This is a genomic window from Allobosea lupini (assembly GCF_900109525.1).
Lineage (GTDB): Bacteria > Pseudomonadota > Alphaproteobacteria > Rhizobiales > Beijerinckiaceae > Allobosea > Allobosea lupini.
Map to the genome: position 1 here is coordinate 17,148 of NZ_FOAN01000017.1, position 24,799 is coordinate 41,946.

General features: G+C 67.7%; 29 protein-coding genes. 13 read left to right on the plus strand and 16 right to left on the minus strand.

What is annotated here, in order from left to right; translation table 11 throughout:
• The gene (locus BMZ21_RS28600; protein WP_244544071.1) at nucleotides 1–708 is read right to left on the minus strand and encodes an ABC transporter ATP-binding protein; all 708 of its coding nucleotides are present in this window, start codon (nucleotides 706–708) and stop codon (nucleotides 1–3) included.
• Nucleotides 709–892: 184 nt separating this feature from the next.
• Between BMZ21_RS28600 and BMZ21_RS28605 the strand changes: the two genes are divergently transcribed.
• The 4 genes from BMZ21_RS28605 (at nucleotide 893) to BMZ21_RS28620 (ending at nucleotide 3,587) form a co-directional block, all read left to right on the plus strand.
• A complete protein-coding gene (locus tag BMZ21_RS28605) occupies nucleotides 893–1,486 on the plus strand; it encodes an arylesterase (protein WP_244544072.1) in 594 nt (197 codons plus the stop codon).
• A 73-nt stretch (nucleotides 1,487–1,559) separates the two neighbouring features.
• Complete coding sequence (locus BMZ21_RS28610) at nucleotides 1,560–2,615, plus strand: aldo/keto reductase (protein WP_091843031.1); 1,056 nt, start codon at nucleotides 1,560–1,562, stop codon at nucleotides 2,613–2,615.
• Nucleotides 2,616–2,703: 88 nt separating this feature from the next.
• Complete coding sequence (thpR, locus tag BMZ21_RS28615) at nucleotides 2,704–3,282, plus strand: RNA 2',3'-cyclic phosphodiesterase (RefSeq protein ID WP_091843034.1); 579 nt, start codon at nucleotides 2,704–2,706, stop codon at nucleotides 3,280–3,282.
• A 2-nt stretch (nucleotides 3,283–3,284) separates the two neighbouring features.
• Nucleotides 3,285–3,587, plus strand: coding sequence for a 4a-hydroxytetrahydrobiopterin dehydratase (locus BMZ21_RS28620; RefSeq protein ID WP_091843037.1), 303 nt, complete (start codon nucleotides 3,285–3,287; stop codon nucleotides 3,585–3,587).
• A gap of 98 nt (nucleotides 3,588–3,685) precedes the next feature.
• On the opposite strand, the gene BMZ21_RS28625 is transcribed toward BMZ21_RS28620, so the two are convergent.
• The 3 genes from BMZ21_RS28625 to BMZ21_RS28635 form a co-directional block, all read right to left on the minus strand.
• The gene (locus tag BMZ21_RS28625) at nucleotides 3,686–4,873 is read right to left on the minus strand and encodes a GNAT family N-acetyltransferase (protein ID WP_167561797.1); all 1,188 of its coding nucleotides are present in this window, start codon (nucleotides 4,871–4,873) and stop codon (nucleotides 3,686–3,688) included.
• Between the two features lie 2 nt (nucleotides 4,874–4,875).
• Nucleotides 4,876–5,529 carry a DUF6875 domain-containing protein gene (locus BMZ21_RS28630; protein WP_091843043.1) on the minus strand — a complete coding sequence of 218 codons (654 nt, stop codon included), beginning with the start codon at nucleotides 5,527–5,529 and terminating at the stop codon, nucleotides 4,876–4,878.
• 93 nt (nucleotides 5,530–5,622) lie between these two features.
• Nucleotides 5,623–6,366 carry an RluA family pseudouridine synthase gene (locus BMZ21_RS28635; protein ID WP_091843048.1) on the minus strand — a complete coding sequence of 248 codons (744 nt, stop codon included), beginning with the start codon at nucleotides 6,364–6,366 and terminating at the stop codon, nucleotides 5,623–5,625.
• A gap of 71 nt (nucleotides 6,367–6,437) precedes the next feature.
• Between BMZ21_RS28635 and ftsY the strand changes: the two genes are divergently transcribed.
• Nucleotides 6,438–7,610 carry a signal recognition particle-docking protein FtsY gene (gene ftsY / locus BMZ21_RS28640; RefSeq protein ID WP_091843052.1) on the plus strand — a complete coding sequence of 391 codons (1,173 nt, stop codon included), beginning with the start codon at nucleotides 6,438–6,440 and terminating at the stop codon, nucleotides 7,608–7,610.
• Nucleotides 7,607–8,230 (plus strand): septation protein A, encoded by a 624-nt coding sequence (locus BMZ21_RS28645; RefSeq protein ID WP_091843055.1) that lies wholly within the window; start codon nucleotides 7,607–7,609, stop codon nucleotides 8,228–8,230. The genes ftsY and BMZ21_RS28645 overlap by 4 nt, the downstream gene beginning before the upstream one ends.
• 68 nt (nucleotides 8,231–8,298) lie before the next feature.
• On the opposite strand, the gene BMZ21_RS28650 is transcribed toward BMZ21_RS28645, so the two are convergent.
• Nucleotides 8,299–9,084, minus strand: a complete 786-nt coding sequence (locus tag BMZ21_RS28650) for an SDR family NAD(P)-dependent oxidoreductase (protein WP_091843058.1) — start codon at nucleotides 9,082–9,084, stop codon at nucleotides 8,299–8,301.
• 172 nt (nucleotides 9,085–9,256) lie between these two features.
• Between BMZ21_RS28650 and BMZ21_RS28655 the strand changes: the two genes are divergently transcribed.
• The gene (locus BMZ21_RS28655) at nucleotides 9,257–9,637 is read left to right on the plus strand and encodes a YkvA family protein (protein WP_091843062.1); all 381 of its coding nucleotides are present in this window, start codon (nucleotides 9,257–9,259) and stop codon (nucleotides 9,635–9,637) included.
• A gap of 136 nt (nucleotides 9,638–9,773) precedes the next feature.
• Here BMZ21_RS28655 and BMZ21_RS28660 read toward each other — a convergent pair whose 3' ends face one another.
• Nucleotides 9,774–10,745 carry an NADPH:quinone oxidoreductase family protein gene (locus BMZ21_RS28660; protein WP_091843066.1) on the minus strand — a complete coding sequence of 324 codons (972 nt, stop codon included), beginning with the start codon at nucleotides 10,743–10,745 and terminating at the stop codon, nucleotides 9,774–9,776.
• A 253-nt stretch (nucleotides 10,746–10,998) separates the two neighbouring features.
• Between BMZ21_RS28660 and BMZ21_RS28665 the strand changes: the two genes are divergently transcribed.
• From BMZ21_RS28665 to BMZ21_RS28675, 3 genes are all read left to right on the plus strand, one after another.
• Nucleotides 10,999–11,595 carry a hypothetical protein gene (locus tag BMZ21_RS28665; RefSeq protein ID WP_091843069.1) on the plus strand — a complete coding sequence of 199 codons (597 nt, stop codon included), beginning with the start codon at nucleotides 10,999–11,001 and terminating at the stop codon, nucleotides 11,593–11,595.
• 80 nt (nucleotides 11,596–11,675) lie between these two features.
• Entirely contained in the window at nucleotides 11,676–12,905 is a 1,230-nt protein-coding gene (gene rlmN, locus BMZ21_RS28670) for a dual-specificity RNA methyltransferase RlmN (RefSeq protein ID WP_091843072.1), read from the plus strand.
• Nucleotide 12,906: 1 nt separating this feature from the next.
• The gene (locus BMZ21_RS28675; protein WP_091843075.1) at nucleotides 12,907–13,395 is read left to right on the plus strand and encodes a hypothetical protein; all 489 of its coding nucleotides are present in this window, start codon (nucleotides 12,907–12,909) and stop codon (nucleotides 13,393–13,395) included.
• A 119-nt stretch (nucleotides 13,396–13,514) separates the two neighbouring features.
• On the opposite strand, the gene ggt is transcribed toward BMZ21_RS28675, so the two are convergent.
• Nucleotides 13,515–15,275 carry a gamma-glutamyltransferase gene (gene ggt / locus BMZ21_RS28680; protein ID WP_091843170.1) on the minus strand — a complete coding sequence of 587 codons (1,761 nt, stop codon included), beginning with the start codon at nucleotides 15,273–15,275 and terminating at the stop codon, nucleotides 13,515–13,517.
• A gap of 182 nt (nucleotides 15,276–15,457) precedes the next feature.
• Here ggt and BMZ21_RS28685 point away from each other — a divergent pair, with 182 nt between their 5' ends.
• The 3 genes from BMZ21_RS28685 (at nucleotide 15,458) to BMZ21_RS28695 (ending at nucleotide 17,560) form a co-directional block, all read left to right on the plus strand.
• Nucleotides 15,458–16,024, plus strand: a complete 567-nt coding sequence (locus BMZ21_RS28685) for a LemA family protein (RefSeq protein WP_244544077.1) — start codon at nucleotides 15,458–15,460, stop codon at nucleotides 16,022–16,024.
• A 116-nt stretch (nucleotides 16,025–16,140) separates the two neighbouring features.
• Nucleotides 16,141–16,950, plus strand: coding sequence for a TPM domain-containing protein (locus BMZ21_RS28690; protein WP_091843082.1), 810 nt, complete (start codon nucleotides 16,141–16,143; stop codon nucleotides 16,948–16,950).
• A gap of 1 nt (nucleotide 16,951) precedes the next feature.
• Nucleotides 16,952–17,560 (plus strand): TPM domain-containing protein, encoded by a 609-nt coding sequence (locus BMZ21_RS28695; RefSeq protein ID WP_091843085.1) that lies wholly within the window; start codon nucleotides 16,952–16,954, stop codon nucleotides 17,558–17,560.
• A 19-nt stretch (nucleotides 17,561–17,579) separates the two neighbouring features.
• On the opposite strand, the gene BMZ21_RS28700 is transcribed toward BMZ21_RS28695, so the two are convergent.
• From BMZ21_RS28700 to BMZ21_RS28740, 9 genes are all read right to left on the minus strand, one after another.
• Nucleotides 17,580–18,332 carry a DUF1223 domain-containing protein gene (locus tag BMZ21_RS28700; RefSeq protein ID WP_091843174.1) on the minus strand — a complete coding sequence of 251 codons (753 nt, stop codon included), beginning with the start codon at nucleotides 18,330–18,332 and terminating at the stop codon, nucleotides 17,580–17,582.
• 68 nt (nucleotides 18,333–18,400) lie between these two features.
• Nucleotides 18,401–19,429 carry a lipid A biosynthesis lauroyl acyltransferase gene (locus tag BMZ21_RS28705; RefSeq protein ID WP_208862397.1) on the minus strand — a complete coding sequence of 343 codons (1,029 nt, stop codon included), beginning with the start codon at nucleotides 19,427–19,429 and terminating at the stop codon, nucleotides 18,401–18,403.
• Between the two features lie 60 nt (nucleotides 19,430–19,489).
• The gene (locus BMZ21_RS28710; RefSeq protein ID WP_091843088.1) at nucleotides 19,490–20,512 is read right to left on the minus strand and encodes a zinc-binding dehydrogenase; all 1,023 of its coding nucleotides are present in this window, start codon (nucleotides 20,510–20,512) and stop codon (nucleotides 19,490–19,492) included.
• A gap of 13 nt (nucleotides 20,513–20,525) precedes the next feature.
• Complete coding sequence (locus BMZ21_RS28715) at nucleotides 20,526–20,810, minus strand: type II toxin-antitoxin system RelE/ParE family toxin (RefSeq protein WP_091843092.1); 285 nt, start codon at nucleotides 20,808–20,810, stop codon at nucleotides 20,526–20,528.
• Nucleotides 20,807–21,058, minus strand: coding sequence for a CopG family ribbon-helix-helix protein (locus BMZ21_RS28720; protein WP_091843096.1), 252 nt, complete (start codon nucleotides 21,056–21,058; stop codon nucleotides 20,807–20,809). The genes BMZ21_RS28715 and BMZ21_RS28720 overlap by 4 nt, the downstream gene beginning before the upstream one ends.
• Nucleotides 21,059–21,155: 97 nt before the next feature.
• Nucleotides 21,156–21,902: an SDR family NAD(P)-dependent oxidoreductase gene (locus tag BMZ21_RS28725; RefSeq protein ID WP_091843100.1), complete on the minus strand. Its 747-nt coding sequence runs from the start codon at nucleotides 21,900–21,902 to the stop codon at nucleotides 21,156–21,158.
• Nucleotides 21,899–23,182 (minus strand): beta-ketoacyl-ACP synthase, encoded by a 1,284-nt coding sequence (locus BMZ21_RS28730; protein ID WP_091843104.1) that lies wholly within the window; start codon nucleotides 23,180–23,182, stop codon nucleotides 21,899–21,901. Before BMZ21_RS28730 ends, BMZ21_RS28725 begins: the two co-directional genes overlap by 4 nt.
• A gap of 11 nt (nucleotides 23,183–23,193) precedes the next feature.
• Entirely contained in the window at nucleotides 23,194–24,324 is a 1,131-nt protein-coding gene (locus BMZ21_RS28735) for a beta-ketoacyl-ACP synthase (RefSeq protein WP_091843107.1), read from the minus strand.
• Between the two features lies 1 nt (nucleotide 24,325).
• Nucleotides 24,326–24,787 carry a 3-hydroxyacyl-ACP dehydratase FabZ family protein gene (locus tag BMZ21_RS28740; RefSeq protein ID WP_091843110.1) on the minus strand — a complete coding sequence of 154 codons (462 nt, stop codon included), beginning with the start codon at nucleotides 24,785–24,787 and terminating at the stop codon, nucleotides 24,326–24,328.
• Nucleotides 24,788–24,799 lie beyond the last annotated feature (12 nt).

Here is a 24,799-nt window from a genome sequence, read left to right on the forward strand (position 1 = left end):
TCAGATCGCCAGCGCCTCGGTGCCGGTCTCGGTCTCGATCCGGCCTGCACGCAGGCGCACGGTGCGGTCGCAGCTTGCGGCGAGCGAGAGATCATGGGTGACCAGCACGAGGGTGGCGCCGCGCTCGCGCCGGAGTGCGAAGATCAGGTCGACGATCGAGCGGCCGGTGCTCTCGTCGAGATTGCCGGTCGGCTCGTCGGCGACGAGGATCGCCGGATCGGGCGCGACGGCCCGGGCGATGGCGACGCGCTGCTGCTCGCCGCCGGAGAGCTGGGCGGGGTAGTGATCCATGCGCTCGCCGAGGCCGACATTGCGCAATTCGGCCGCGGCGCGCTCGAAGGCGTCGTCGGCGCCAGCCAATTCCAGCGGCAGCGCGACATTCTCGCGGGCCGTCATGGTCGGCACGAGGTGGAAGGACTGGAAGACGATGCCGATATGGCGACCGCGGAAGAGGGCAAGCGCGTCCTCGCCGAGCGCACCGAGATCCTGACCGGCGACCCTCACCATACCGGAATCGGGACGTTCCAGCCCGGCCATGGTCATCAGCAAAGTCGACTTGCCGGAGCCGGACGGGCCGACAAGGCCTGTAGCCTGCCCCTGCGGTATCGCCAGCGAAACGCCCTTGAGGATATGGACGCGGGCGGCGCCGCGCCCCAGACTGAGCTCGACGTTGTCGAGTTCTATCACTGCCGGGGTTTCTTCGCTCACCGCCATGTTTCCGCTTTCATCCCATCCGATGTCGCCGCTTCGACCGCCATTTCGAGCCGAAGGGATCAGAACCGCCATGCGCCCTGCCGCCACCCGATATGGGCGCTTGCCGTCACGAATCCAGCTGTCGCCGCGCATTTGGGCGGCGATGCTGCTCGTCTTTGCCAGCCTGGGTTCTTTTTTGATGAACAGCGCGACTCACGCCCAGACCAAGCCTCTCAAGCTGGTGGCGCTCGGCGACAGCCTGACCGCCGGCTACAACCTCCCCGGCAGCGCCGCGTTCCCGACGGTGCTGGAGAAGCTGCTGCGCGACAAGGGGATTTCGGTCGAGGTCGCCAATGCCGGCGTCTCCGGCGACACCTCGCAGGGCGGGCTGGAACGGCTCGACTGGTCGGTGCCCGATGGGACCGATGGCGTCATCCTCGAGCTCGGCGCCAACGATGCCCTGCGCGGGGTCGATCCGGCGCTGACCGAGACGTCGCTTGACGCGATCGTGACCAGGCTGAAGGCGCGCGGCATCCCGGTGCTGCTCGCCGGCATGTATGCGCCGCGCAGCAACGGCCCGGACTATGTCGCCCGCTTCGACGCGATCTATCGGAAGCTCGCCGAGAAGCATGGGCTCATCCTCTATCCGTTCTTTCTGGACGGGATCGCCGGGGACCGGGTATTGAACCAGCCCGACATGCTGCATCCGACGGCTGAAGGCGTGCGCGTCATCGCGCAGCGCATCCTGCCGACGGTGGAGCGGTTCCTCGCCTCCCTGCGCCCGCGCTCCTGAGCCGAGGCGCATCCCGCCATTGTCCAGTCATGCGCGGCGCGTCCCGGCGCGCTCGTCGCCGGAGCCTTTCGCCATGGACTACCGCCATCTCGGCCGCACCGATCTCAAGGTTTCGGCGATCTGCCTGGGCACGATGACCTTCGGCCAGCAGAACACGGAAGCCGAGGGTCATGAGCAGATGGACTACGCGCTCGAGCAGGGCGTGAATTTCTTCGATACGGCCGAGCTCTATTCGATCCCGCCGAAGCCGGAGACGCAAGGCGCGACCGAGACGATCATCGGCAGCTGGTTCAAGGCGCGCGGCAATCGCGACAAGGTGATCCTCGCGTCCAAGATCGTCGGCCGCTCGACCAATGACTGGTTCCGCGACGACAAGGGGCCGACCCGGGTCAACCGCAGGCAGGTCGAGGAGGCCGTCGACAAGAGCCTGAGGCGACTGCAGACCGATTATATCGACCTCTACCAGATTCATTTCCCCGACCGGCCGATGCAATGGGGCTCGAATCCGACGCGATACAATCAGGCCGCATTCGCGAAAGCCGAGGACGAGACGTCGTTCGCCGAGCAGCTCGACGCCTTTGCCGCCATGGTCAAGGCCGGCAAGATCCGCCATCTCGGCCTGTCCAATGAGAGCGCCTGGGGCACGATGAGCTTCCTCGCTGCGGCTGATGGCAGCGACCGGCCCCGTATCCAGTCGATCCAGAACGCCTACAATCTCCTGAACCGCACCTTCGAGACGGCGCTGGCCGAGATCGCCATGCGCGAGGAGGTCGGGCTGCTCGCCTATTCGCCGCTGGGCCAGGGCTATCTGACCGGCAAATACCTGGACGGCGCCCGGCCGGCCGGGGCGCGCTCGACGCTGTTCGACCGGGGCCAGCGCTACGAGACCGCCGGAGCGGAAGAGGCGATCAAGGCCTATGTCGGGCTTGCCCGCGAGGCGGGGCTCGACCCCGCCCAGATGGCGCTGGCCTTCGTGACCTCGCGCTGCTTCGTCACCTCGAACATCATCGGCGCGACCAGCATGGCACAGCTCAGGACGGCGATCGGCTCCGCTTCGGTGACGATCTCACCGGAGCTGGAGGCGAAGATCGACGCGATCCATCAGCGAGTCGGCAACCCCTGTCCATGACGGGGAAGCAGAGCCGACTTGTGAACCGCGGCTGGCAGTGCAAGGCTGCCGTCTCGCCAGAGTCACAAATGCTTGGCACTGATTCGTCATGCCTAGGCTGTTCACCGCGCTAGAGATTCCCGCCGAGGTCGCCTCGGCCCTGACGCTGCATCGCGGCGGATTGGTCGGCGCCCGCTGGATCGAGGCCGCCGACTACCACATCACCCTGCGCTTCCTCGGTGATGTCGACCGGCGCATGGCCCATGACGTCGACAGCTTCCTCAACGATCTTGGCGGCGAGCCGCTGACGATCACGCTCGACCAGCTCGGCAGCTTCGGCGGCGACCGGCCGCGCGCGGTGTTCGCCCGTGTCCAGCCCTCGCCGAAGTTGAACGAGTTGCAGGCGGAGCTGGAGCGATTGATGCGGCGTCTCGGCCTGCCGCCGGAATCACGCAAGTTCACGCCGCACGTGACGTTGGCGCGCTTGCGGGACGTCTCGCCGGCCGACGTCGCGCATTACCTCGCCCTGCATCCGATCGTGCGGCCGATCAGCTTCACGGCGCGGCGCCTGGCGCTGATGTCGTCACGCGATTCGATCGGTGGCGGCCCCTATGTGCTGGAGGCGGCCTATCCGCTCGGCCTGCACTATCCGAACCGCCCACTCGGCGCGCTTTCGCAGCGGAGGTAACATTGGGACATGACCGCCCGAAGCGCCTGAGCCCGGAAGCCCGCAAGGAGGCGCTGTCGGTCCTGAGCGGCTGGGCGCTGGTCGAAGGCCGCGAGGCGATGAGCAAACGCTTCGTCTTCCGCGACTTCAACGAAGCCTTCGGCTGGATGAGCCGGGTGGCGCTGCTCGCCGAGAAGCTCGACCATCACCCGGAATGGTCGAACGTCTACAAGACCGTCGTGGTGACGCTGTCGACCCATGACGCCGGCGGCCTGACCGAGCTCGACGTCAGGCTGGCGCGCGCCATGGACGCGATGGCGAGCTAGCGCAGTTCCGCAATTCTCCGAATCGCGGAATGGCGCTGCATTTTTGTTTTATCGCATTTTCTTCACGCGAACCGGTGTTCACTTCGCTCGAAAATGCTTTAGCTCCCGGACCTTGCGAAACGTTGCACCCAGCCTGCCGGCAGGCGCTTGACGATCGCCTTGAGCGTCGGCCGCAGCTGCGGCAGCGCGAGGTCGCAGGCGAGCTGCCCGCGCCAGCTCAACGGCACGGTGAAGTCGCGGACCGGGACGGCTCCGTCGGCGTGCTCGCGCTTGTAGGGATCGGCGGGCGCCAGCAAATCGAAGATCGCGTTGCCGCGCGCCCGGGCGCTGGCGAAAGCGTGGTGGATCAGCACCCGGCCGAGGCCCTCGCGCTCGAAGGCGAGGTCGCTGGCGATGACATGGCCGAAGCTGCGGCCCTTGCAATCGAAGGACAGATCGATTCCGACCGGGCGATCGTCGCAGGTGACGATCGAGAGACGCAGGCCCGTATCCTCGCTCTGTTCGGCGGCCAGGGCGGCGAAGAAGCGCCCGAAGCGCGGATTCGAGACCGCGGGCGCAACGATGCCATGCTGGGCGAGCGCGTCGCGCTTCATCGCCACCGCCTGCTCGGCCAGGGCTCCCGCCTGGGGACCGGGTTCCTGATGAGCGAAGACGATCTCGCCGCGCTCGGCGAGCCGGCGCAGGCGGCGGCGATAATTCGAGCGGTCGCGCGCCGGGTAGGCGAGGCTCGGCCCGTCCGGCGCGACGCGCAAGGCGAGGTCGGCGAACGGCGCTTCCTGGCTCACCACCGGGACGACCAGCGCGAGCCGGCCGCAATGGGCGAGCGCCGCGTCGGCACGGACGAGCCGCAATTCGACGAGGTCGATCCCGTACCGGCGCAGGGCTTCCCAGCCGCGCTCCAGCCAGTGCTCGCGTCGCGGCCCGGGCTCGACGAGGACATCGCCGAACTGGGCCACCGGCGCACCCATCAGGCGCACCAGCTCGAGACCGAGGCGGCGCCGGCGCTCGAGCGGCCAGAGCATGACCAGGCGGCCGGACTCGCGGCCCACGACCAGGCAAAGGCGATCGCCGGCGGGCAAATAGTGATCGCACCAGTACCGCAGAAAGGCATGGCGCTGAAAAAGCTGCTGCGGCAGGCCGGCGCGGGCGAAAAGCGCATCCCATTCGGGCTTCAGGGCGAGGAAAGCGTCGCGGCCGGTCAGGATCTCGACGGAGAAGCTTGCCGCCACCGCGTCGCCCGGCGAGAGCGGTCCTTCCGTGTCCCGGCGCATGGACTTGGCGGGCATGCTCATTCCTGGCCGCGAAAGTGATCGATCAAGCGCTTGGCACCCGTCAGGCGGAACTTCGCGAGATAGGGCGCTAGCAGCAGCGGATGCCGGGCGGCGAAGGGCGCATCGTGCTCGACCATGTGACGGATGGCGAGGACCGGCAATGGAGCCCGCAAAGGCCGGAAATCGCGGTTCCACAAGCCGGGCGCCTCGGACGCCCCGTACATGAGCCCGATCATCCGGCCGCGCGCGAGCGAATAGATCCTATGCCGCTTCTGGACGCGTTGCAGCATGGCCACGCCGCGTTCGTCGCTGCAGTTCGGGAAGCCGACGATGACGGTGCGGAAATGCACCATGCCGGGTTTGCAGGGGATGGCGTCAAGCGCGCCGAAGCTGCCGCGGATCAAAGCGAAGGCGCGTTCCTCCTCATCGGGGCCGGCGGTGCAGATGGCGAGCCGCGCCGTGTCGATGCGGGCAGCCTGGCGAGTGAAGGGGCAGACGGCGCCGGTGCGGCCGAGATCGGGATGCTCGCGCATCAGATAGCTCTCGACCCAGCCCAAAAGCGTGGCGAGCGCGGCATTCGCCCCGGCATCGGCCGCGATGTCGACCCGCGCCTGCGCGAAGGTCAGCAGCGCATCGCGCGCTTCTGCCGTTCTCGCCACCGTGTCCAGCATGAGAAACCCCTAGGCCGATGCAACCGGCGATAGCAGGAACGCCTTAGAGAATGGTTGACGAGGTCTTGTCGCAAGCCATCGCGGCGTTAGGGTTTAGGAAAGCTTATCGTCCCCGGACCAGCCACAGGCCGCGAGCGCGGCGTGCATGTGGTTCGGCGGAGGAGCGGATGCCCGCACCGGCTCGCGCTTCGGATGAAGCGGAATCGCGACGCTCCGCGCATGCAGGTGCAGGCCCGGCCCGATCTCGCGTGGCGCCGTGCCGTAGATTTCGTCACCGTGGATCGGCCCGAAGCTGGCGGCGCAGTGCACACGCAATTGGTGGGTGCGGCCGGTCAGCGGTTCGAGCGCCAGCCAGGCAAGCCGGGTTCCGTCGCGCACGCCGCGGCCGAGCACGCGGTAGCGTGTCTGCGAGGGCAGGCCTTCCGGATCCGGTTTCATCCACCAGCCGCGCTCGGGCGAGCGTTTGGCCAGGGGGAGATCGATCAATCCTGCGTCCTCGGCGGGGTCACCCTCGACAACCGCCCAGTAGGCTTTCTCGATGCGGCCATCGCGAAAGAGCTGGTTGAGCTGCGCCATGGCGCGCGGGTGCCGGCCGAGCACGAGGCAGCCGGAGGTGTCCTTGTCGAGCCGGTGCGCCGCCTCGGGCCGGCGTGGCAGGCCAAAGCGCAGGGCGTCGAGATGGTCGGTCAGCACCGGGATGATGCGGCCTTTCGCCGCCGGGCCGCGATGCACCGGAAGCCCCGCCGGCTTGTCGATGACGAGCATCATCGCGTCGCGATGCAGCAACGCGAAGGGCAGGTCGTCCTGCGAAAGGGCTGGTCGCTCGGGCGTGGTCATGGCATTGCGCTAAACAAGGCCGCGAGGCCATGCAACCTGAAGCGTTGCCGCGCATCGCGGCAGGACGGGCGATGAGCGAGACCGAACCGAAGAGACGCGGCTTCTTCTCGAAGCTGTTCGGGCTGGACCAGCCGGAGACGCGGCCGCCGGAACCGGCGCCTGCTCCCCAGCCCGCGCCGCCGGCCGAGCCTGTGGCCGAGATCGTGCAGGAAGCAGAGCCGGAGTTGCCGGCCGCGCCGGAGACCCTGCTCAGCGAGCCCTCCCTCCCGCCGGTGGTGCCGCCGGAGCCGCAGCCTCAGCCCGAACCGGCCCAGCCCAAGCGCAGCTGGTGGCGCCGGCTTCGCGAGGGCCTGTCGCGGACGTCCTCGGCGCTGACGACCGGGATCAGCGACCTCTTCACCAAGCGCAAGCTCGACGCCGGGACGCTGGAGGATCTGGAGGACATCCTGATCCAGGCCGATCTCGGCTTGGCGACCTCGGCCCGCATCGCCAAGGCGGTCGGCGAGGGCCGCTATGACAAGCAGATCGAGCCGGAAGAGGTGAAGGCGATCCTGGCGCGCGAGGTCGAGGCGATCCTGACCCCGGTCGCTACCCCGCTTGCGATCGATGCCACCAAAAAGCCGTTCGTGATCCTGATGGTCGGGGTCAACGGCTCGGGCAAGACGACGACGATCGGCAAGCTCGCGGCCAAGTTCCGGGCCGAGGGCAAGTCGGTGATGCTGGCGGCGGGCGACACCTTCCGTGCGGCGGCGATCGAGCAGCTCAAGGTCTGGGGCGAGCGGACGGGCGCGCAGGTCGTTTCCGGGCAGCAGGGCGCCGATGCGGCCGGGCTAGCCTTCGAGGCATTGCAGAAGGCCAAGGCCGAAGGCACCGACGTGCTGCTGATCGACACCGCCGGGCGGCTGCAGAACAAGACGGGCCTGATGGATGAGCTGGCCAAGGTGGTGCGGGTGATCCGCAAGCTGGATCCGCAGACGCCGCATGCGGCGCTGCTCGTGCTCGACGCCACGGTCGGCCAGAACGCGGTCAGTCAGGTCGAGGCGTTCCGCCACACTGCCGGCGTCACCGGGCTGGTGATGACCAAGCTCGACGGCACGGCGCGCGGCGGCATCCTCGTCGCGCTGGCGGCGCAGTTCGGCCTGCCCGTGCATTTCATCGGCGTCGGCGAGAGCGTCGACGACCTCGAACCATTCTCGGCGCGCGATTTCGCCCGCGCCGTTGCAGGACTGGGAGAAGCGGCATGAGCGAGACCGCGGCGAGCCCGAACGCGGCGAAACCGATCAATCCGCTCGTCAAGCTCGCGCTCGAATTCGGGCCGCTGGCGATCTTCTTCTTCGTCAATTCCTATGGCGACCGCTGGTTCGGCGTCGCCGAGGATCGGCGCATCTTCGTCGCCACCGGCGTCTTCATAGCGGCCTCGCTGATCGCGCTGGCGCTGTCGAAGCTCGTGATGAATCATCTGCCGCGCATGGCGATCGTCAACGCCGTGGTGGTGACGGTCTTCGGCGGGCTGACGCTGGCGCTCGACGACGCCTTCTTCATCAAGGTCAAGCCGACGATCGTGAACACGCTGTTCGGCTGCATCCTGCTCGGCGGTCTCTATTTCGGCCGCTCGCTGCTGGCGCTGGTGCTCGACAGCGTGCTTCAGCTCGACGAGGAGGGCTGGCGCAAGCTCACTTTGCGCTGGGGCCTGTTCTTCTTCGTGCTGGCGGCGCTGAACGAGGTGGTCTGGCGCACGCAGACGCAGGATTTCTGGGTCGCCTTCAAGGTCTGGGGCGTGATGCCGCTGACCATGATCTTCGCGCTCGCGCAGACGCCATTGATCCTCAAGCACGAAATCAAGCGCGAGGGGGCGGCGGAGTAGAGCTTCCGCGCTGTCATTCCGGGGCCTCGCAGAGCGAGGAAGGCCGGAATGACAGGTGTGGCGCGGCCCTATTTCGGCGCCAGCCGGATTGCGCCGTCCAGGCGGATCGCGGTGCCGTTCAGCATGTCGTTCTCGACGATGCTCTTGACCAGGGCGGCGTATTCTGAGGCCCGGCCGAGGCGCGAGGGGTGCGGCACCGAGACGGCGAGCGAGGCGCGGGCCTCGTCGGGAAGGCCGGCGAACATCGGCGTCTCGAACAGGCCGGGCATGATCGTGACGATGCGGATGCCGACGCCGGCGAGATCGCGCGCGACCGGCAGGGTCAGGCCGACGACGCCGGCCTTGGAGGCGGCATAGGCGGCCTGGCCGATCTGGCCGTCCTCGGCGGCGACGGACGCCGTGCAGACGAAGACGCCGCGGCCGCCGTCCTCGGTGACCGGATCGAGCGCCGCGAGCGCCACCGCCGATTTGGCTATCAGGCGAAAGGTGCCGGTCAGGTTGATCGCGACCGCCTTCTCGAAGGTGGCGAGGTCGTGGGCCACGAGCTCGCCGGTGTCGCGCTTCTTCGAGACGACGCGGCGACCCGGCGCGATGCCGGCGCAGTTGACGACGATGCGGGCGACGCCATGGGCGGCGCGCGCCTTCTGCAGGGCGGCATCGACCGATTCCTCGCTGGTGACGTCGCAGGCGCAGAACAGGCCGCCGATCTCCCTGGCGACGTCCTCGCCGCGCTCGGCGTTGAGGTCGAACAGGGCGACCTTGACGCCATGGCTGGCGAGCATGCGGGCCGTGCCCTCGCCGAGGCCGGAGGCACCGCCGGTGACGATGGCGGCGATGGAGGAGTCGAGCTTCATGGCGTCCCTCGCGTCTTTTGACATTGCTGCATCGGCTTTAGAGGCGCGATGCTCGCCATCCAAGGGGGGTCGGCGTGCGATTCTGAGTCGGTCCCTTGTGCAGCCCTTCATGCGGGGCCACATTTTCGCATCGATGGCGGGCTAGAAATCTGGCGCGCCAAGGGAGAGAGGAATGAGCGACAGCTTCGGCTTCGGCCAGCGTTTCACACCCGACGAGATGGCGTCGATTCGCAAGAGCCTGCGTGACGAGGCGCGCTTCGGGTCCGAATTCATCGGCCGGCTGAAGCGGGTGGCGAAGCGCATCCCATTCGCCGAGGATCTGCTCGCGGCCTGGGTCTGCACGCGCGATCCTTCGACGCCGCGGCGGGTCAAGCTGACGCTGCTCGCGGCACTCGGCTATTTCGTGCTGCCGCTCGATGCGATCCCCGACGTCATGCCCCTGCTCGGCTTCACCGATGATGCCGCGGTGATCGCGGCGGCGCTCGCTGCCGTCGCGGGCTCGATCACGCAGCAACATCGCGACAAGGCCAAGGAGATGCTGGCCGATCTGTGAGCGTCTTCCACCTCTGTGGTCATCCCGGACAAGCGGCGAAGCCGCGCTGATCCGGGATCCATTCCTGAGCCTTTCCAATAAAGGTTCCGGAATGGGTCCCGGGTCTCCCTGCGGTCGCCCGGGACGACCTAGGAGTTCAGGGAACTAATACCACCTTGCCCTGGACTTTTCGGCCGGCGATCAGCGCCAGCGCTTCCGCCGCCCGCTCGAGCGGATAGGCGCCATGGACATGGGCGCGGATCTGGCCGGCGGCTGCCCAGGCGAGCAAGCGCTCCATATTGGCGCGGTGGCCGGCCGGATCGCGCCGGACGAAGTCGCCCCAGAAGACGCCGCGCAGGTCGCAACCTTTCAGCAGCAGGAGGTTGAGCGGGATCTTCGGAATCTCGCCGCCGGCGAAACCGACGACGAGATAGCGGCCGCCCCAGCCCATCGAGCGCAGGGCCGGCTCCGCCAGTTCGCCGCCGACCGTGTCGTAGAGCGCGTCGAGACCATTGGGAGCAAGGCGCCGCAAGCCAGCCCGAATGTCGTCTGCGGCATAGTCCAGCCCGTCCTGCGCGCCATGCTCACGGGCGAGCGCGAGCTTGTCCGGCGAGGAGGCGCAGGCGATCACGCGCGCGCCGAGCAGGGCGCCGATCTCGACCGCGGCAAGGCCGGCGCCGCCGGCGGCGCCCAGGATGGCGAGCGTCTCGCCCGGCCTGATCTCTCCGCGCTGGATCAGGCCGTGCAGCGCCGTGCCATAGGTGACGAAGAGGCCGGCAGCCTGGTGATCGCTCAGCTTGTCGGGAATCCGGATCGCAGCCTGAGTTGGAACCACGACGGTCTCGCGGGCCGCGCCATAACCGAGCCAGGCGGCGACGCGCTCGCCGACCTGCCAGTCGGAGACACCTTCGCCGACGGCGCTGACCACGCCGGCGCACTCGGCCGAGGGCGAGAAGGGCAGCGGCGGCTTCACCTGATAGCGGCCCTCGATCACCAGAGTGTCGAAGAAATTGAGCGCGGCGGCCCTGACCCGGATCGCGATCTCGCCGGGGCCCGGCTCCGGTTCGGGCAGGTCGCGGATCACCAGGGTCTCGGCCGGCCCCAGAGCTTCGCACAGCAGCGCCTTCATCGATCCTCCATCCCGTCCGGTCGCTTCTCTCGCATCCGCAGAAGGCTGGCACAGCCCGAAGCCGAACGGAACCGGGCGCAGCTTGCTCTAAACTATTGAAGCAGAAGGCGTCGTCCGATCGGGCAACCTGCAGCGGACGTTCGCATTTTCGCCAGGATCGTGACATCCTATCCGTCGCGTCGCGTCAATCCGGATCGCCGATCCCGCGCATTGTCCATTCGGCGTTAACGTTTTTGTTGGTTACTGGCGATCCATGATTCGCATTTCGGCTCCCTCTTCCGTCTGCCGCCCGGCTCTGGCCGCTGCCTTGCTCGCCTTGGCGGCTCTGACTCTTGCAAGCGCCCCGGCGCTGGCCCAGCGCGCCGCGAGCAAGCCGGCGCCGGCCAAGACGGCTGCGGCCGGAGGGCAGGGCCAGGCGCTGCTGCTCGAAACCGCCGGCAAATGGCAGGCCTTCTCCTCGCAGCAGGGCCGCTCCAAGATCTGCTACGCTTTGTCCAAGGCCGAAACCCGCATCCCTGCCAATCTTAAGGATGTCGAGGGCCTGCTGTTCATCTCCAGCCGCCCCGGCGAAGGCGTGCGCAACGAGATCAGCCTCGTGATGAATTTCGATCTCAAGGAAGACGTCGAGCATCAGGCGATCATCGGCAGCGAGCGCTTCGCGCTGGTCGCCAAGGGCCAGAATGTCTGGCTGAAGAACCCGGCCGAGGAAGGCCGCATGCTCGATGCGCTGCGCAAGGGCTCGGGGCTGGAGATCAAGGGCACCTCGAAGCGCGGCAACCCGACCAGCGACAAGTATTCGCTCGCCGGCATCTCGCAGATCGTCAAGCGGGCCGAGGACGCCTGCAAGTAGGATCATTTCGCGATCGGCCGCGCTCGTGCTATGAGGCGGCCAATTCCGGGCGGGACACGCCCGCTGCGAGCCGAGTTCCGATGAATCTCTCTGTTGCTGAAGCCGCCCTTCCGGCGGCCGAACCTGTTATGCGGCGGCCTTCTTTGGCTGGGCGCACGCGCGCCGGCCTGGATGCGGCCCTGGCCGAGATCGGCGTTCCCGAGAAGGAGCGGCGCATGCGCGTCGGCCAGCTCTGGAACTGGATCTACCATTACGGCGTCCGCGACTTCGCGGAGATGACGACGATCGGCAAGGGCCTGCGCGCGCAGCTCGCCGAGCGCTTCTCGCTCGACCTGCCGGAGGTCACCGCCGAGCAGATCTCCAGCGACGGCACCCGCAAATGGCTGCTGCGCATGGCGCCGACCGGTCCGCGCGATCGCGGCGCCGAGATCGAGTGCGTCTACATCCCCGAGGTCGACCGCGGCACGCTCTGCGTCTCCAGCCAGGTCGGCTGCACGCTGACCTGCACCTTCTGCCATACCGGCACGCAGCGGCTCGTGCGCAACCTCACCACCGAGGAGATCGTCACGCAGCTGATGGTGGCGCGCGACCGGCTCGGCGATTTCCCCAATCGCAGCGCGCCCGACGGCGCTTTCGTTCCCAATGATGGCGGGCGCTTCGTCTCGAACATCGTCTTCATGGGCATGGGCGAGCCGCTCTACAATTTCGACGGCGTGCGCGATGCGATCGGCGTGATCACCGACGACCAGGGCCTGTCCCTCGGCCGCCGGCGCATCACCGTCTCGACCTCGGGCGTGGTGCCGCAGATCGGTCCGCTCGGCGACGAGATGGGCACGATGCTGGCGATCTCTCTGCATGCGGTGCGCGACGACCTGCGCAACGAGCTGGTGCCGCTCAACAAGAAGTACCCGATCAAGGACCTGCTCGAGGCCTGCCGCAACTATCCCGGCCTGTCGAACGCCAAACGCATCACCTTCGAATACGTCATGCTCAAGGGCGTCAACGACAGCGATGCCGAGGCGCGCGAGCTGGTGCGCCTGCTCAAGGGCATCCCGGCCAAGATTAACCTGATCCCGTTCAACCCCTGGCCCGGCACGCGCTACGAGTGCTCGGACTGGGAGCGGATCGAGCGCTTCTCCGAGATCGTGTTCAAGGCCGGCTATGCCTCGCCGGTCCGCACCCCGCGCGGCCGCGATATCCTCGCCGCCTGCGGCCAGCTCAAGAGCGAGACCGAGAAGCTCTCGGCTCGCGCCCGGCTGATGCTGGAGCAGGGCGAGGTCGACACCGCGACGGCCGTGGCGACCCACTGACATGCTGCGCTGGCTGCTGCTGATCCCGTTCGCGCTGCTCTTCGCGATCGGTTCGGGCCTGGTCGCCCTGCTGATCGCCGGCGTCGCCTCGCCGGATCTCGGCCTGCTGATCGGCGGCGGCTTCGACCGGCTGATCTCGGCGCTGTTCGACCAGGCCGAGCGCGGCTTCGATCCCGGCCCTACGGCGGAGGCGGCGTTTTCCCTGCTCGGCCGGCTCGGCTTCGCCATCCTGGTCCTGCCGGTGGTGCTGGTCGCGATCGCGTCCGAGCTGTTCCGCTTCCGCAGCGGCCTGATCCAGAGCGGGCTCACCGGCCTGCTGGCCGCCCTGCTGCCGCTCGCCATGCTCGGCATGGCCAGGGCGCCGCGCGCCGGCGAGATGCAGGTCGTGGCGGCGCTCTTGCTGGTCGGCGCCGCCACCGGCTTCGTCTACTGGCTGATCGCCGGGCGCGGGGCGGGCGGGGAGAAGCGCGAGCCGCAGCGTCAGGCCTGACCTTGCGCGTCATGCTCGGGCTTGACCCGAGCATCTCGGGCCGGATGGGGTTCCAAGTATCGCGTTCTCGTCCTGAGATTCTCGGATCTTCGCTTCGCTCCGTCCGAGAATGACGGCCGTCAATCGCCGATCGCCACGCCCTCACGCCGTCCGTCGGCGCCGCCGAGATAGCCCTCCGGCGTCTTGACGATGGCCTGGATGCCGGAGGTCATCTCGATCAGCCTGACGTCGTGGCCCCTGGCTTCCAGCGCAGCTTTCCAGTTTTCCGCTTCGCTCCCCTTCTCGAGCTCGGTCGGCCCGTTGCGGTTGCCGAAATTGGCGAGATCGACGGCGCGCTGCGGGTCCATCTTCCAGTCGAGCAGGGCGACCAGCGTCTTGGCGACATAGCCGATGATCTGGCTTCCGCCGGGCGAGCCGGTGACGGCATAGAGCCGGCCAAAGGCATCGAAGACGATGGTCGGCGCCATCGAGGAGCGCGGGCGCTTGCCGGGCTCGACCCGGTTGGCGACCGGTTTGCCGTCCTCGGTCGGCGCAAACGAGAAATCGGTCAGCTCGTTGTTGAGCAGGAAGCCGCCCTTCGTCATCAGGCGCGAGCCGAAGCCGTCCTCGATGGTCGTCGTCATCGAGACGGCATTGCCGGCAGCGTCGATCACCGAGATATGGCTGGTGCCGTTCTCGACGCCATCCGAGGGCGCAAACAGGAAAGCGCGCTTGTTCGGCGGGGTGCCGGCACTGGCCTTGGCCATCGCCTTGTCCGGGCTGATCAGTTTTGCGCGCTCACGGATATACTCCTCGTCGATCAGACCGGAGATGGGCACGTGGACGAAGGCGGGGTCGCCGAGATAGAGCGCCCGGTCGGCGAAGGCGAGCTTTCCGGCTTCGGCGAACCAGTGGGCGGCTTCCGCGCCCGCTCCGGCACGAGCAATGTCCTTGGTCTCGAGCATGCCCAAGATCTGCTGCACGGCGACCGCGCCCGAGCTCGGCGGGCCCATGCCGCAGAGCGTATAGGCGCGATAGCGGCCGCAGACCGGGGCGCGCTCCTCGACCTTGTAGGCGGCAAGGTCGTCCAGCGTGATGTCGCCAGGATTGGTTGCATGGCCGGTCACCGTCGCGACGATGTCCTCTGCAATCGCACCCTCATAGAAGGCGTCGGCACCGCGCCCGGCGATGGCGCGCAGCGTCGTCGCGAAGGCCGGGTTCTTCAGGATCGCGCCGACCGGCTTGGGCTTGCCGTCGGCCTCGTAGAAATAGGTGGCGGCCCGGGCATCCTTGCCGAGATTCGTTTCCTGGGCGAGGAGCCCGTTGAGACGCGGCGAGATGGCAAAGCCCTCCTCGGCCAGTCTGATCGCCGGGGCGAAAACCTCGGCCCAGGGCAATTTGCCCCAGCGCTTATGCGCCTCCTCGAGCAGCCGGACCGTACCGGGCACGCCGACCGAGCGGCCGCCGACCACGGCATCGACGAACTTCATCGGCTTGCCGTCGGCGCCGAGGAAGCGCTCGGGCCTGGCCGCCTTCGGCGCGGTCTCGCGGCCGTCGAGTGTGGTCATCTGCCGGCCGGCCTCGTCCCAATAGACGAAGAAGGCGCCGCCGCCGATGCCGGAACTCTGCGGCTCGACCAGGTTGAGCACGAGCTGGATCGCGATCGCCGCGTCGGTGGCGCTGCCGCCGGCCCGAAGCATCTCGCGACCGGCCGCGGCGGCGAGCGGATTGGCGGCAGCGGCCATGTAGCGCTGCGCCGTGCCGAGTGTCTTGGCGGTGCGGCCGGTCGCAGCTTCGGGCGCGGGCGCCATGGTCTGGGCCGGGGCTGCGGTTGCAGCGGCGAGCCAAAGGCCGAGAGCGATGAGCGAGCGGCTACCGAATGCGGACGATGTATGCAGCATGGTCCTGTCCTCTTCGATTGCCGCGCAGACTAGCGCGCTTGCCGGCTTGCGCGCCATGCTTGCGGCGCTGGTTTGCTCTGCCGGGCGGCGCGGCTATGGTCGGCCTCCTGATTTGTTCGCCTACGCCGAAGGGGTTCGTCATGGTGCTCACGCAGTCTCCGGCAATTCGCCGTCCCCTCGTCATGCTGCTTATCGGGCTGTTCGGCCTGGTTCTGGCGGGCTGCGGCTACAACAACGTGCCGACGCTGGAGGAGAAGGCCAAGGCGTCCTGGGGCGAGGTGCAGAACCAGTATCAGCGCCGCGCCGACCTGATCCCGAACCTGGTCGAGACGGTGAAGGGCTATGCCCAGCAGGAGCGGGAGGTCCTGACCCAGGTGATCGAGGCGCGCGCCAAGGCGACGCAGGTCAAGGTCGATGCCTCCACGATCACCGACCCCGCCAAGTTCAAGGAATACCAGGACGCGCAGAACCAGCTCAGCGGTGCGCTCGGGCGCCTGATGGTGACGGTCGAGCGCTATCCCGAACTGAAGTCGAACCAGAACTTCCTGGCCTTGCAGTCGCAGCTCGAAGGCACCGAGAACCGCGTCGCGGTCGCCCGGCGCGACTACATCCAGGCGGTGCAGGCCTTCAATACGGAGATCCGGACCTTCCCGGGGGTGATCTGGGCTCGCCTGTTCTGGGGGGCCAAGCCGATGGAGAGCTTCTCGGCGACGGCAGGAGCCGAACGGCCGCCGGCGGTGAAGTTCTGAGCGTGTGATCCTGCGTGGTCCGGGTCTCTGCAGCCGTCGACATGCCGTCATTCTCGGACGGAGCGAAGCGTAGATCCGAGAATCTCGATCAGGAGATGCTCGGGTCAGGCCCGAGCATGACGGCCTTCATCCGGCTCGCTGTCCTGCTCTTCTGCCTCCTTTCCCCCCTCATCGCCATCGCTGCCGAGCCGAACTATCCGGCGCTGACCGGCCGTATCGTCGACAACTCGAGCCTTTTGGATGCCGAGGCCTTCAGCCGGATCGAGCAGAAGCTCCGCGCGCATGAGGAGAAGACCAGCGACCAGGTCGTGGTCGCGACGCTGCCCTCGCTGCAAGGCTACCCCATAGAGGAGTTCGCCAACGGCCTGTTCCGGGCCTGGAAGCTCGGCGACAAGGCGAAGAACAACGGCGTCCTGCTCATCGTCGCGCCGAACGAGCGCAAGGTGCGCATCGAGGTCGGCTACGGGCTGGAAGGGGCGCTGACCGACGCGCTCTCGAAGGTGATCATCACCACTGCGGTCGCGCCCAAATTCAAGAACGGCGATTTCGCGGGCGGAATCGAGGGCGGCGTCGATGCGATCCTCTCGATCCTGGCGGGCGATGCCGAGGAATGGCAGCGGCGCGCCCAGATTCGCAGCGACGAATCCTCCTGGACCGAGACCGCCGCGGTGATTTTTGTCATGATCATCGTGTTCATCCTGATTGTCAGCTTCATGCGCGAGCTCGGCCGTTCCTCGGGCGGGGCACGCCGGCACCGGACGCGGGACGGTCGTTGGATCGTCCTGCCGCCCTCCGGCGGCTCGGGCTGGAGCGGCGGCTCCTCCTCGGGCGGCTGGAGCTCGGGTTGGGGAGGCGGCTCGAGCTCGGGCGGTTTCTCGGGCGGGGGCGGCTCGTCCGGCGGTGGCGGGGCTTCGGGGGACTGGTGAGATGCTGAATTCCGATGATCGCGACGCCATCGCCGAGGCCGTGCGCGAGGCCGAACGGCAGACCTCCGGCGAGATCGTCGTCGTCGTCGACCGCGCTGCCGGCAGCTATGTCGCGGTGCCACTGGTGCTGGCGCTGGCGCTTGCCCTGTTCTTGCCCTGGCCGTTCCTGCTGATCACGAATCTGAGCGCGGCCAGCATCTTCCTGGCCCAGTTGATCGCCGCAGCGCTGCTGCTCGCGACGCTGCTCTGGTATGGCCGCGGCGGGCGCTTCGTCCCTGGTTTCGTCAAGCGCCGGCAGGCGCATGAGACGGCGCTGCGCGAGTTCACGGCTCGGGGGCTGACATTGACGCAGGGGCGCACCGGCGTGCTGCTCTATATCGCCGTGCAGGAGCGCTATGCCGAGGTGGTCGCCGATGCCGGAATCTCGGCCAAGGTCGATGGCGAGGCCTGGCAGAAGATCGTCGAGCCGCTGCTGGCGGCTGCGGCGCAGGATGCTTTGCGCGAAGGTCTGATCGCGGCGGTGCGCGATGTCGGCGCCGTACTCGCCGCCCATGCGCCACCTGCCGCCGACGATGTCGACGAGCTGCCGAACAAGGTGGTGATTCTGTAGGACCGCCTGCTTCGGCTGATTACTTGGCCGGACCGCGCGCGGCGCCGAGGATGGCGCTCTGGCGGGCGTAGAGATCGGCCTGGACCAGCACGACGTAAGAATCGGCCTTTGCGGCGGAGCGGACGGTCTCCAGCGGCACGCTCAGGGTCGCAGCCTGACCGTTCCATTCGCCGATCCTGCTGATGCCGCGCACCACATTGGCATAGGTCACGGTCTTGCCGGTATTCTCGCCGCGCTCGATCGGCACGGTAGCGGTTCGGCTGACCTGCAGCAGCCAGACGACGGCCGGCTTCTCGCTCGCGAAAGGCGCCTGGCCCAGAGCGACACGCAGCGCGCCATCCGCCTCGGACAGGTCGACCTTGACCGTAAAGCCGCTCTTGCCCTGCTCCTGGACGAGCTTGTCGATGCCGCCCTTGTCGGAGCCGACGATATGGGCAGCGCCGTTGACCACGGCCTGTGGCGTATAGATCTGGCCGTCGCCGCGTGCCTTGGCGTAGAGCTTCTGGCGCTTGCTGAAAACCTCCTGGCCGAGCGTGTCCTTCCAGCCGAGATAGTCCCAATAGGTCACCGGCAGGGTCAGGGTGATCAGCTTGGGGTCCTTGGCGAGCTCGGTGAAGAGCGCGTCCGCCGCGGGGCAGGACGAGCAGCCCTGACTGGTGAAAAGCTCGACCACCGCCTGCGGGCGCACCGCCGGCTGCTGGGCATGCGCCGGGGCACCTGCGAGGAGCAGGAGAGCAACGGCAGCAGCGATGTTGCTGGTGTGGCGGACCATCATTCGAACTCGACGCCTGTATAGAAGCAGGCGGTTACCAAAAGCGCTACTCTCCACTCAATTGGAAATCACGTTGCCTTGAAAACAGGCTTCTTTGGCGCCTGATCGCGAAAACGTGCCAGAGCCTCGGCGCTGATCAGGTTCGGGCGCCAGCGCCGGTGCATCCACAGCCACTGTTCGGGATGTTCCCGGACCCAGCCATCGACCACGGCGGTCATCATCGCCATGGCGCCGGTGACGTCGATCTCGCCGTTGGCATCGCGCGGCAGGTCCAGCGGCGGCGTCAACTCGATGCGGAAGCGCCGGTTCGGCAGGCGGATGACGCGCACGCCATGGACCGGGCATTCGAAGCGGCGGGCGAACTTGCCGAGGATCGGGTTGGTCAGCGCCGGCCGGCCGAGGAAAGGCACCACCACGCCGCGGGTGAAATGCTGGTCGATCAGCATGCCGAGATGGCCGCCATTCTCGAGCACGCCCTGCATGGCGAAGGCGGCGCCCTGCTTGGCGGCGGCGAGCCCGCCCATCGCGCTGGAGCGGATCTCGTGGACGACGGCGGCGATCGCCGGATCGTTCGGCGCGCGGAAGACGGCGGTGGTGTCGAGATCGTAGGTTGCCGCGCAGATCGCCGGCAGTTCCCAGTTGGCGAGATGCGTCGAGAAGATCAGGCCTGGCCTGTCGTCGTCCTTCAGCGCGATGAAATGCTCGATTCCGACGACCTCGATCCGGCCGTTCGGATCGGGATTGTGGTAGTCGTAATCGAACAGCGTCTTGAGATGGGCATATTCGGCGACGGTGCGGCCGAGATTCTCCCAGCCGCCGCGGACGATACGCCGTGCCTCTGCATCGGCGATACCCGGGAAGGCGGCGCGGACATTGGCATAGGCGACGCGGTTGACGGGGATCAGCGGGCTGATGCTGCGCATGAGCCAGCCACCGAGATCTGAGGCGCGCTCCGGTCCAAGCGCGCGCAGGAAGGCGTAGATCGTGCGGATAAGCCCGATCATCAGCGCAGCGCCGATGCGCGTCGCGAATTGCTTCAGCTTCCTCAAAATCCCAGCCCGGTCCGTCGGCGCAGCGTCCGGGCCGGACCTCGCCATTGCGGCGCGACTTGCGGGATTGTGGCCGGCGCGTCAAGTCGCGCCGGCTCAATGGGGCGCTCAGAGCGTGACGATGACCTTGCCGAAGACCTTGCGGCCTTCGATCCGGGCGAGGCCCTGCTCGAACTCGGCGAGCGGGAAGACCGAATCGATCACTGGCTTCATCCCGCTGGCCATCTTCTCCAGCGATTGCGCGATGTTCTCGATCCGGCAACCGAAGGAGCCGGTGATGCGATATTGCTGCTGGAAGAGCTGCATCAGGTTCATCGTCGTCGAGGCGCCGGAGGTCGCGCCGCAGGTGACGAGCCGGCCGCCGCGCTTCAGGCAGAGCAGCGAGCCGTTCCAGGTGTCGGCGCCGACATGCTCGAAGACGACGTCGACGCCCTTGCGCTTGGTCAGGCGCCGGACCTCGCCCTCGAAGCGTTCGGTCTTGTAGTTGACGACGAAATCGGCGCCGAGCGCCTTGGCCTTCTCACCTTTCTCGTCGTCGCCGACGGTGGTGTAGACGGTGCAGCCGATCGCCTTGGCCATCAGGATCGCCGCGGTGCCGATGCCGGAACCGCCGGCATGGACGAGGACGGACTCGCCAGGCTCGAGCCTGGCATTGTCGAACAGCATGTGCTGGACCGTGCCGAAGCCGATCGGGGCGCAGGCGGCCTCCTCGAAGGAGACGCCCGTCGGCGCCTTGACCACCAGCCGCTCGGGCCGGTTGATCAGTTCGCGGGCGAAACCGTCGATATGGAAGCCCATGATCCCGGCGACGTTCTCGCAGAGATTGTCGCGGCCTTCGCGGCAAGCCTTGCAGTGGCCGCAGGTCTCGGCGCCGTACATCGTCACCGTATCGCCCTCGCGGAAGCGCGAGACGCCCTCGCCGACCGCGACGACCTCGCCGGCCGCCTCGACGCCGGCCGCCTGCGGCATCTTGCGCTTGGCGAAGGCCATGCCGCGGAAGCCCCAGAGGTCGAGATAGTTCAGGCCGACGGCACGAACACGGATCTGGACCTCGCCGGGAGCGGGCGGGGGCGGCGGCTCGATTTGTTCGAGGCGGAGATCGCGGTCGCCATGGAGCTGGAGCGAGAGCATCGGTCTTGTTCTTTCAAAGCTGGTCCGGCCATTGCCGGGAGGTATGGAGAACCGCGAGGATTTCGACGCGACCGTCGCTGACGCGATAGGGTAGAATATAGGGCGTTCCGTTCACGACGAGCTCACGGCTCCCGTCGACACGACCCGGCCTTCCCATATGGGGATGCTCGCCGAGCTGTTTTCCCGCCTGCCTGAGGCGGCGCACGAGAGCCAAAGCGGCTGAGGCGCTGATCGGCGCGGCATAGTCCGCGATTTCATCAAGCTCGACCCGGGCGCGGGCCGTCCAGATGACTTTCATCGACCGGCGTTGATCATGGCTTGCAGCTTGGCTTCGATTGCGTCGAGTTCTTCGTCAGTCGCGAATTCGCCTCGGTCGGCTTCGGCGATGCCTTCCTTGATCCGCTGGATCTGCCAAGCATTCAGCTCGACATAGTCCTGGATCGCTTTGGCCACGAGCCAGTTGCGCGAGCGGTCGGTGTCGGCCGCCAGCGCATCGAGCTTGGCAAGGGTCTCGTCGTCGAGGCGGATGGTGAAGGCTGCCGTCATGCTGGTTCACTCCGGTTCACAATGAACATAGGCGGTTCGCGGCGCAGCGCCAAGCGTCGCGCGTTTCCATGTTTCACGTGAAGCGCTGGAGAGCCCTTTAACGGTGCACGCCGAGATGGGCGGTCAGGCCGCCATCGATCGGCAGGACCGTGCCGGTGATGTAGGTGGCCGGCGGGCTCAGCAGGAAGGCGGCGAGGCCGGCGACCTCCTCCGGTCTGGCAAAGCGACCGGCCGGGATCTGGCTTTCCATCTTGTCGCGATAGGCGGCATAGGGCGCCATCATGTCGGTATCGACGAAGCCCGGCGCGATCACGTTGACGGTGACGCCGCGCTTGCCGGTCTCGACCGCGAGCGTCTTGGCATAGGAGATCAGCGCGCCCTTGGATGCCGCATAGGCGGCATTGCCGGGATTGCCGCGTAGCGCTGCGACCGAGCCGATCGCGACGATGCGGCCTTCCTTCGCGCGGATCATCCCGCGCATCAGGCTTTTGGCGAGGCGGGTGAAGGCCCAGAAGTTGACCTGCATCGCCGCTTCGGCCTTGTCCTGCACCAGCATGGCGGCGAGCGTGTCATAGGGCTGGCCGGCATTGTGGACGAGGCCGAACCAGGTCTCGCCTTCGCATTGCTCGCAGAAGGCGTCGAGCGCGGCCTTGTCGGAGAGATCGAGCGGCAAAGCGCGCACCGAGCGACCAGGCACGGCTTCGGCGATCTCCGCAGCGAGGGCCTGCGCCTGATCGCCCGAAGAACGGTAGGTGAAATCGACATCGTGGCCAGCGGCCACGAGAGCCCGCACGATCGCGGCGCCGACGCCCTTGGCGCCGCCGGTGACGAGGACCCTAGTCATGCTGCGTTCGGTCCTGCCGTCAGGACGAGGCAGGTGTTCTGGCCGCCGAAGCCGAAGGAGTTCGACAGCACGGTGCGGACCTTGGCGTCGCGGGCCTCATTCGGGATGACGTCGAGCGCAATCGCCGGATCGGGCGTGTTGTAATTGATCGTCGGTGGTATCCGGCCATTGGCGATGGTCAATAGCGAGATCACCGCCTCGACCGCGCCGGCGGCCGTCAGCGTATGGCCGAGCATCGACTTGTTCGAGGAGATCGGGAGCCTTGCCATGCGCTCGCCGAAGACGGCCGAGCAGCTCATCGCCTCCATCTTGTCGTTCTCCGGCGTCGAGGTGCCGTGCGCGTTGATGTAGTCGACGTCGTCGGGGGTGAGTCCGGCGTCGGCCAGGGCGTCCTGCATGGCGAGGATCGCCGGCTTGCCGTCCGGGCTCGAGCGGGTGCGGTGGAAGCCGTCGCCGCGCTCGCCGCAGCCGGCGACGATGCCGAGAATGGTGGCGCCGCGCGCCAGAGCGTGGTCATAGTCCTCCAGCACCAGCGCGCCGGCGCCCTCGCCCATGACGAAGCCGTCGCGGTTCTTGGAAAACGGCTTGGCGGAGCCCTCCGGCGGATCGTTCTGGGTCGAGAGGGCCGAGAGCAGCGAGAAGCGGATCAGCGCCTCGGCATGGACCGAGCCATCGGTGCCGATGCAGAGCGCGGCCTCTGTCTCGCCTCTACGAATCGCCTCGACGCCCATCTGGATCGCTGTCGCGCCCGAGGAGCAGGCGGTCGAGAGCGAAATCGGCGAACCCTTGGTACCGAATTTCTCGGCGATGTGCTCGGCGACGCCGCCGAACAGGAAGAGCTCATGCATCGCCTTGTGCTTGTGGCGGGCGGCGACGCGCAGCAGCGCGTCATAGTCGGTCTCACCCTCGACGGCTTGGGCCAGTTCCTGCTTTTGCGGCCATTCCATCTCGACCGGCGGCACTGCCATGAAGAGCTCACCCGGGAAATCGCCGTTTACGCCTAGGCCGCTCTGCGCGACGGCTTCCTCAGCGGCGAGGGTGGCGAGCTTCTCGGAGAGCTCGGGGGCGGCGAAGGAGCCATCGAACAGGAAGTCGACGGTCGCGGCGATGGTGGTGCGCAGGCCGTCGGTCGGAAAGCGCTCGATCCGGTGGATGCCGGAGCGGCCCGCGGTCAGGGCCTCCCAGTTTGCGTCCTTGCCCTGGCCGAGCGAGGTGACGATACCGAGGCCGGTGACGGCGACGATCGGCCGGCCCTGGCTGTCGCGATGGTTTTCACCCATGACGCCTCTCCTCACGCCTTGACCAGACGGGCAGCGCCCTCGCCGCGCCAATGGGCGGCGCCGGTGACGATGGCCTCGTTTGCCGCGCCGGTCGAGAGCGCGGCTGCGGCGAGCGCGACCGAGACCGGGAAGGCGGCTTCGACGGAATGGCCAACGAGGTCGCCGGTGGCGATGCGGCGCGCGCCTGGCGCGGCCTTGGCAATGGCGGCGGCTTCTTCGTCGGTGATTTCGGCGCAGCCGGTCGCAGCCGATATCGCCAGCGCGTCGGCGGCGATCTGGCCGAAGCCGGAGAGAAGTTCGTCGAGTGCCTTGGCGACCGAGCCGGGCTGGCGGCGGCTGCGATGAGCGCCGGCATGGCTGAGACGCGCATGCGCCCTGGCGCCGCGCGCCGCGGCGCGCTCGGCCGCTTCGAGCACGAGGAAGGCGCCGGCGCTGCCGGTGATCATGCCCGGCGCCTCGCTGCGAGCGAAGACCGGTGCGAAATCGGCAGAGCGCAGGAAGCCGCCGAGCTCGAACAGCAGCAGCATGTCGCGGCGCTCGGCATTGTAGGCGCCGCCGACGAGGATGATGTCGGCCTGGCCGGCCGCGATCCGGGCCTGAGCGGTGCGGATCGCGTCGACGCCGGCCTGCTCCTCGCCCATCAGCGTGCGCGAGGCGCCGGTGATGCCGTGGACGATGCCGATATTGCCGGCGAGCAGGTTGGATAGCTGGGCCAGGAACAGCGTCGGCCTGAGATCACCCATCAGCCGTTCGTTGAGGAAGGCGCCGGGCTGGTTGGCGTTGCGCAGGCCGGCCAGGATGGCGGCATCGACCGCGTGGTCGCGCTCGCCGCCGCCGGCGGCGACGATGACCTGGAGCTGGCTCTTGGCTTCGGTGTCGTCCTTCAGGCCGGCGTCATCGAGGGCAAGGCCGGCTGCATAGACGCCGAGGCGTTGCCAGGGCTCCATCTGGCGCTGGTCGGACTTCTTCGGGATCTGCTTGTCGAGCTCAAGTGGCTTCAGCGGATGCAGCGGGTAGGGCGCGAAGCTCTGGGTATCGACGACGGGGGCCGTATCGGACGCGAGCGCCAGCGCATGCGCCTCGACGCCCTCGCCGAGGCTGGAGGCAAGGCCGATGCCGGTGATGACGACGTCGCGGGCCATGTCAGGCTGCCTCCGGGGAGAGACCGATGGCGGCGATGCGGCTCTGCATCAAGGTACGCATATCGGCGGGGAAAGGCATCAGGCGAAAGCGCAGCTCGGCATCGCAGATCGGCTTGCCGGCGATGGCGATCTTCGCCTTGGTCGCTGCGTAACCGGAGCCCTCGTGGACGAGTTCGGCACTGACGTCGAGCACCGCATTCGGTTCGACGAACGTGCGGAAGCGCGCCTTGTCGACCATCATCAGGAACGGCATCTGCGTCAGGCCGTTGAGCCCGAGCAGAAGATAACCGGAGGCTTGCGCCATGGTTTCGGTCAGCAGGACGCCGGGAACGAGCGGGTGGCCGGGAAAATGGCCTTCGAAGACCGGGCTTGTCGCCGGAACGGTCGAGCGGGTCAGGATCCGCTTGGCCGCCGGATCGAAGCTCTCGACCTTGTCGATCATGTCGAAATATTCGAGGCGCATGCGGTTCCAACC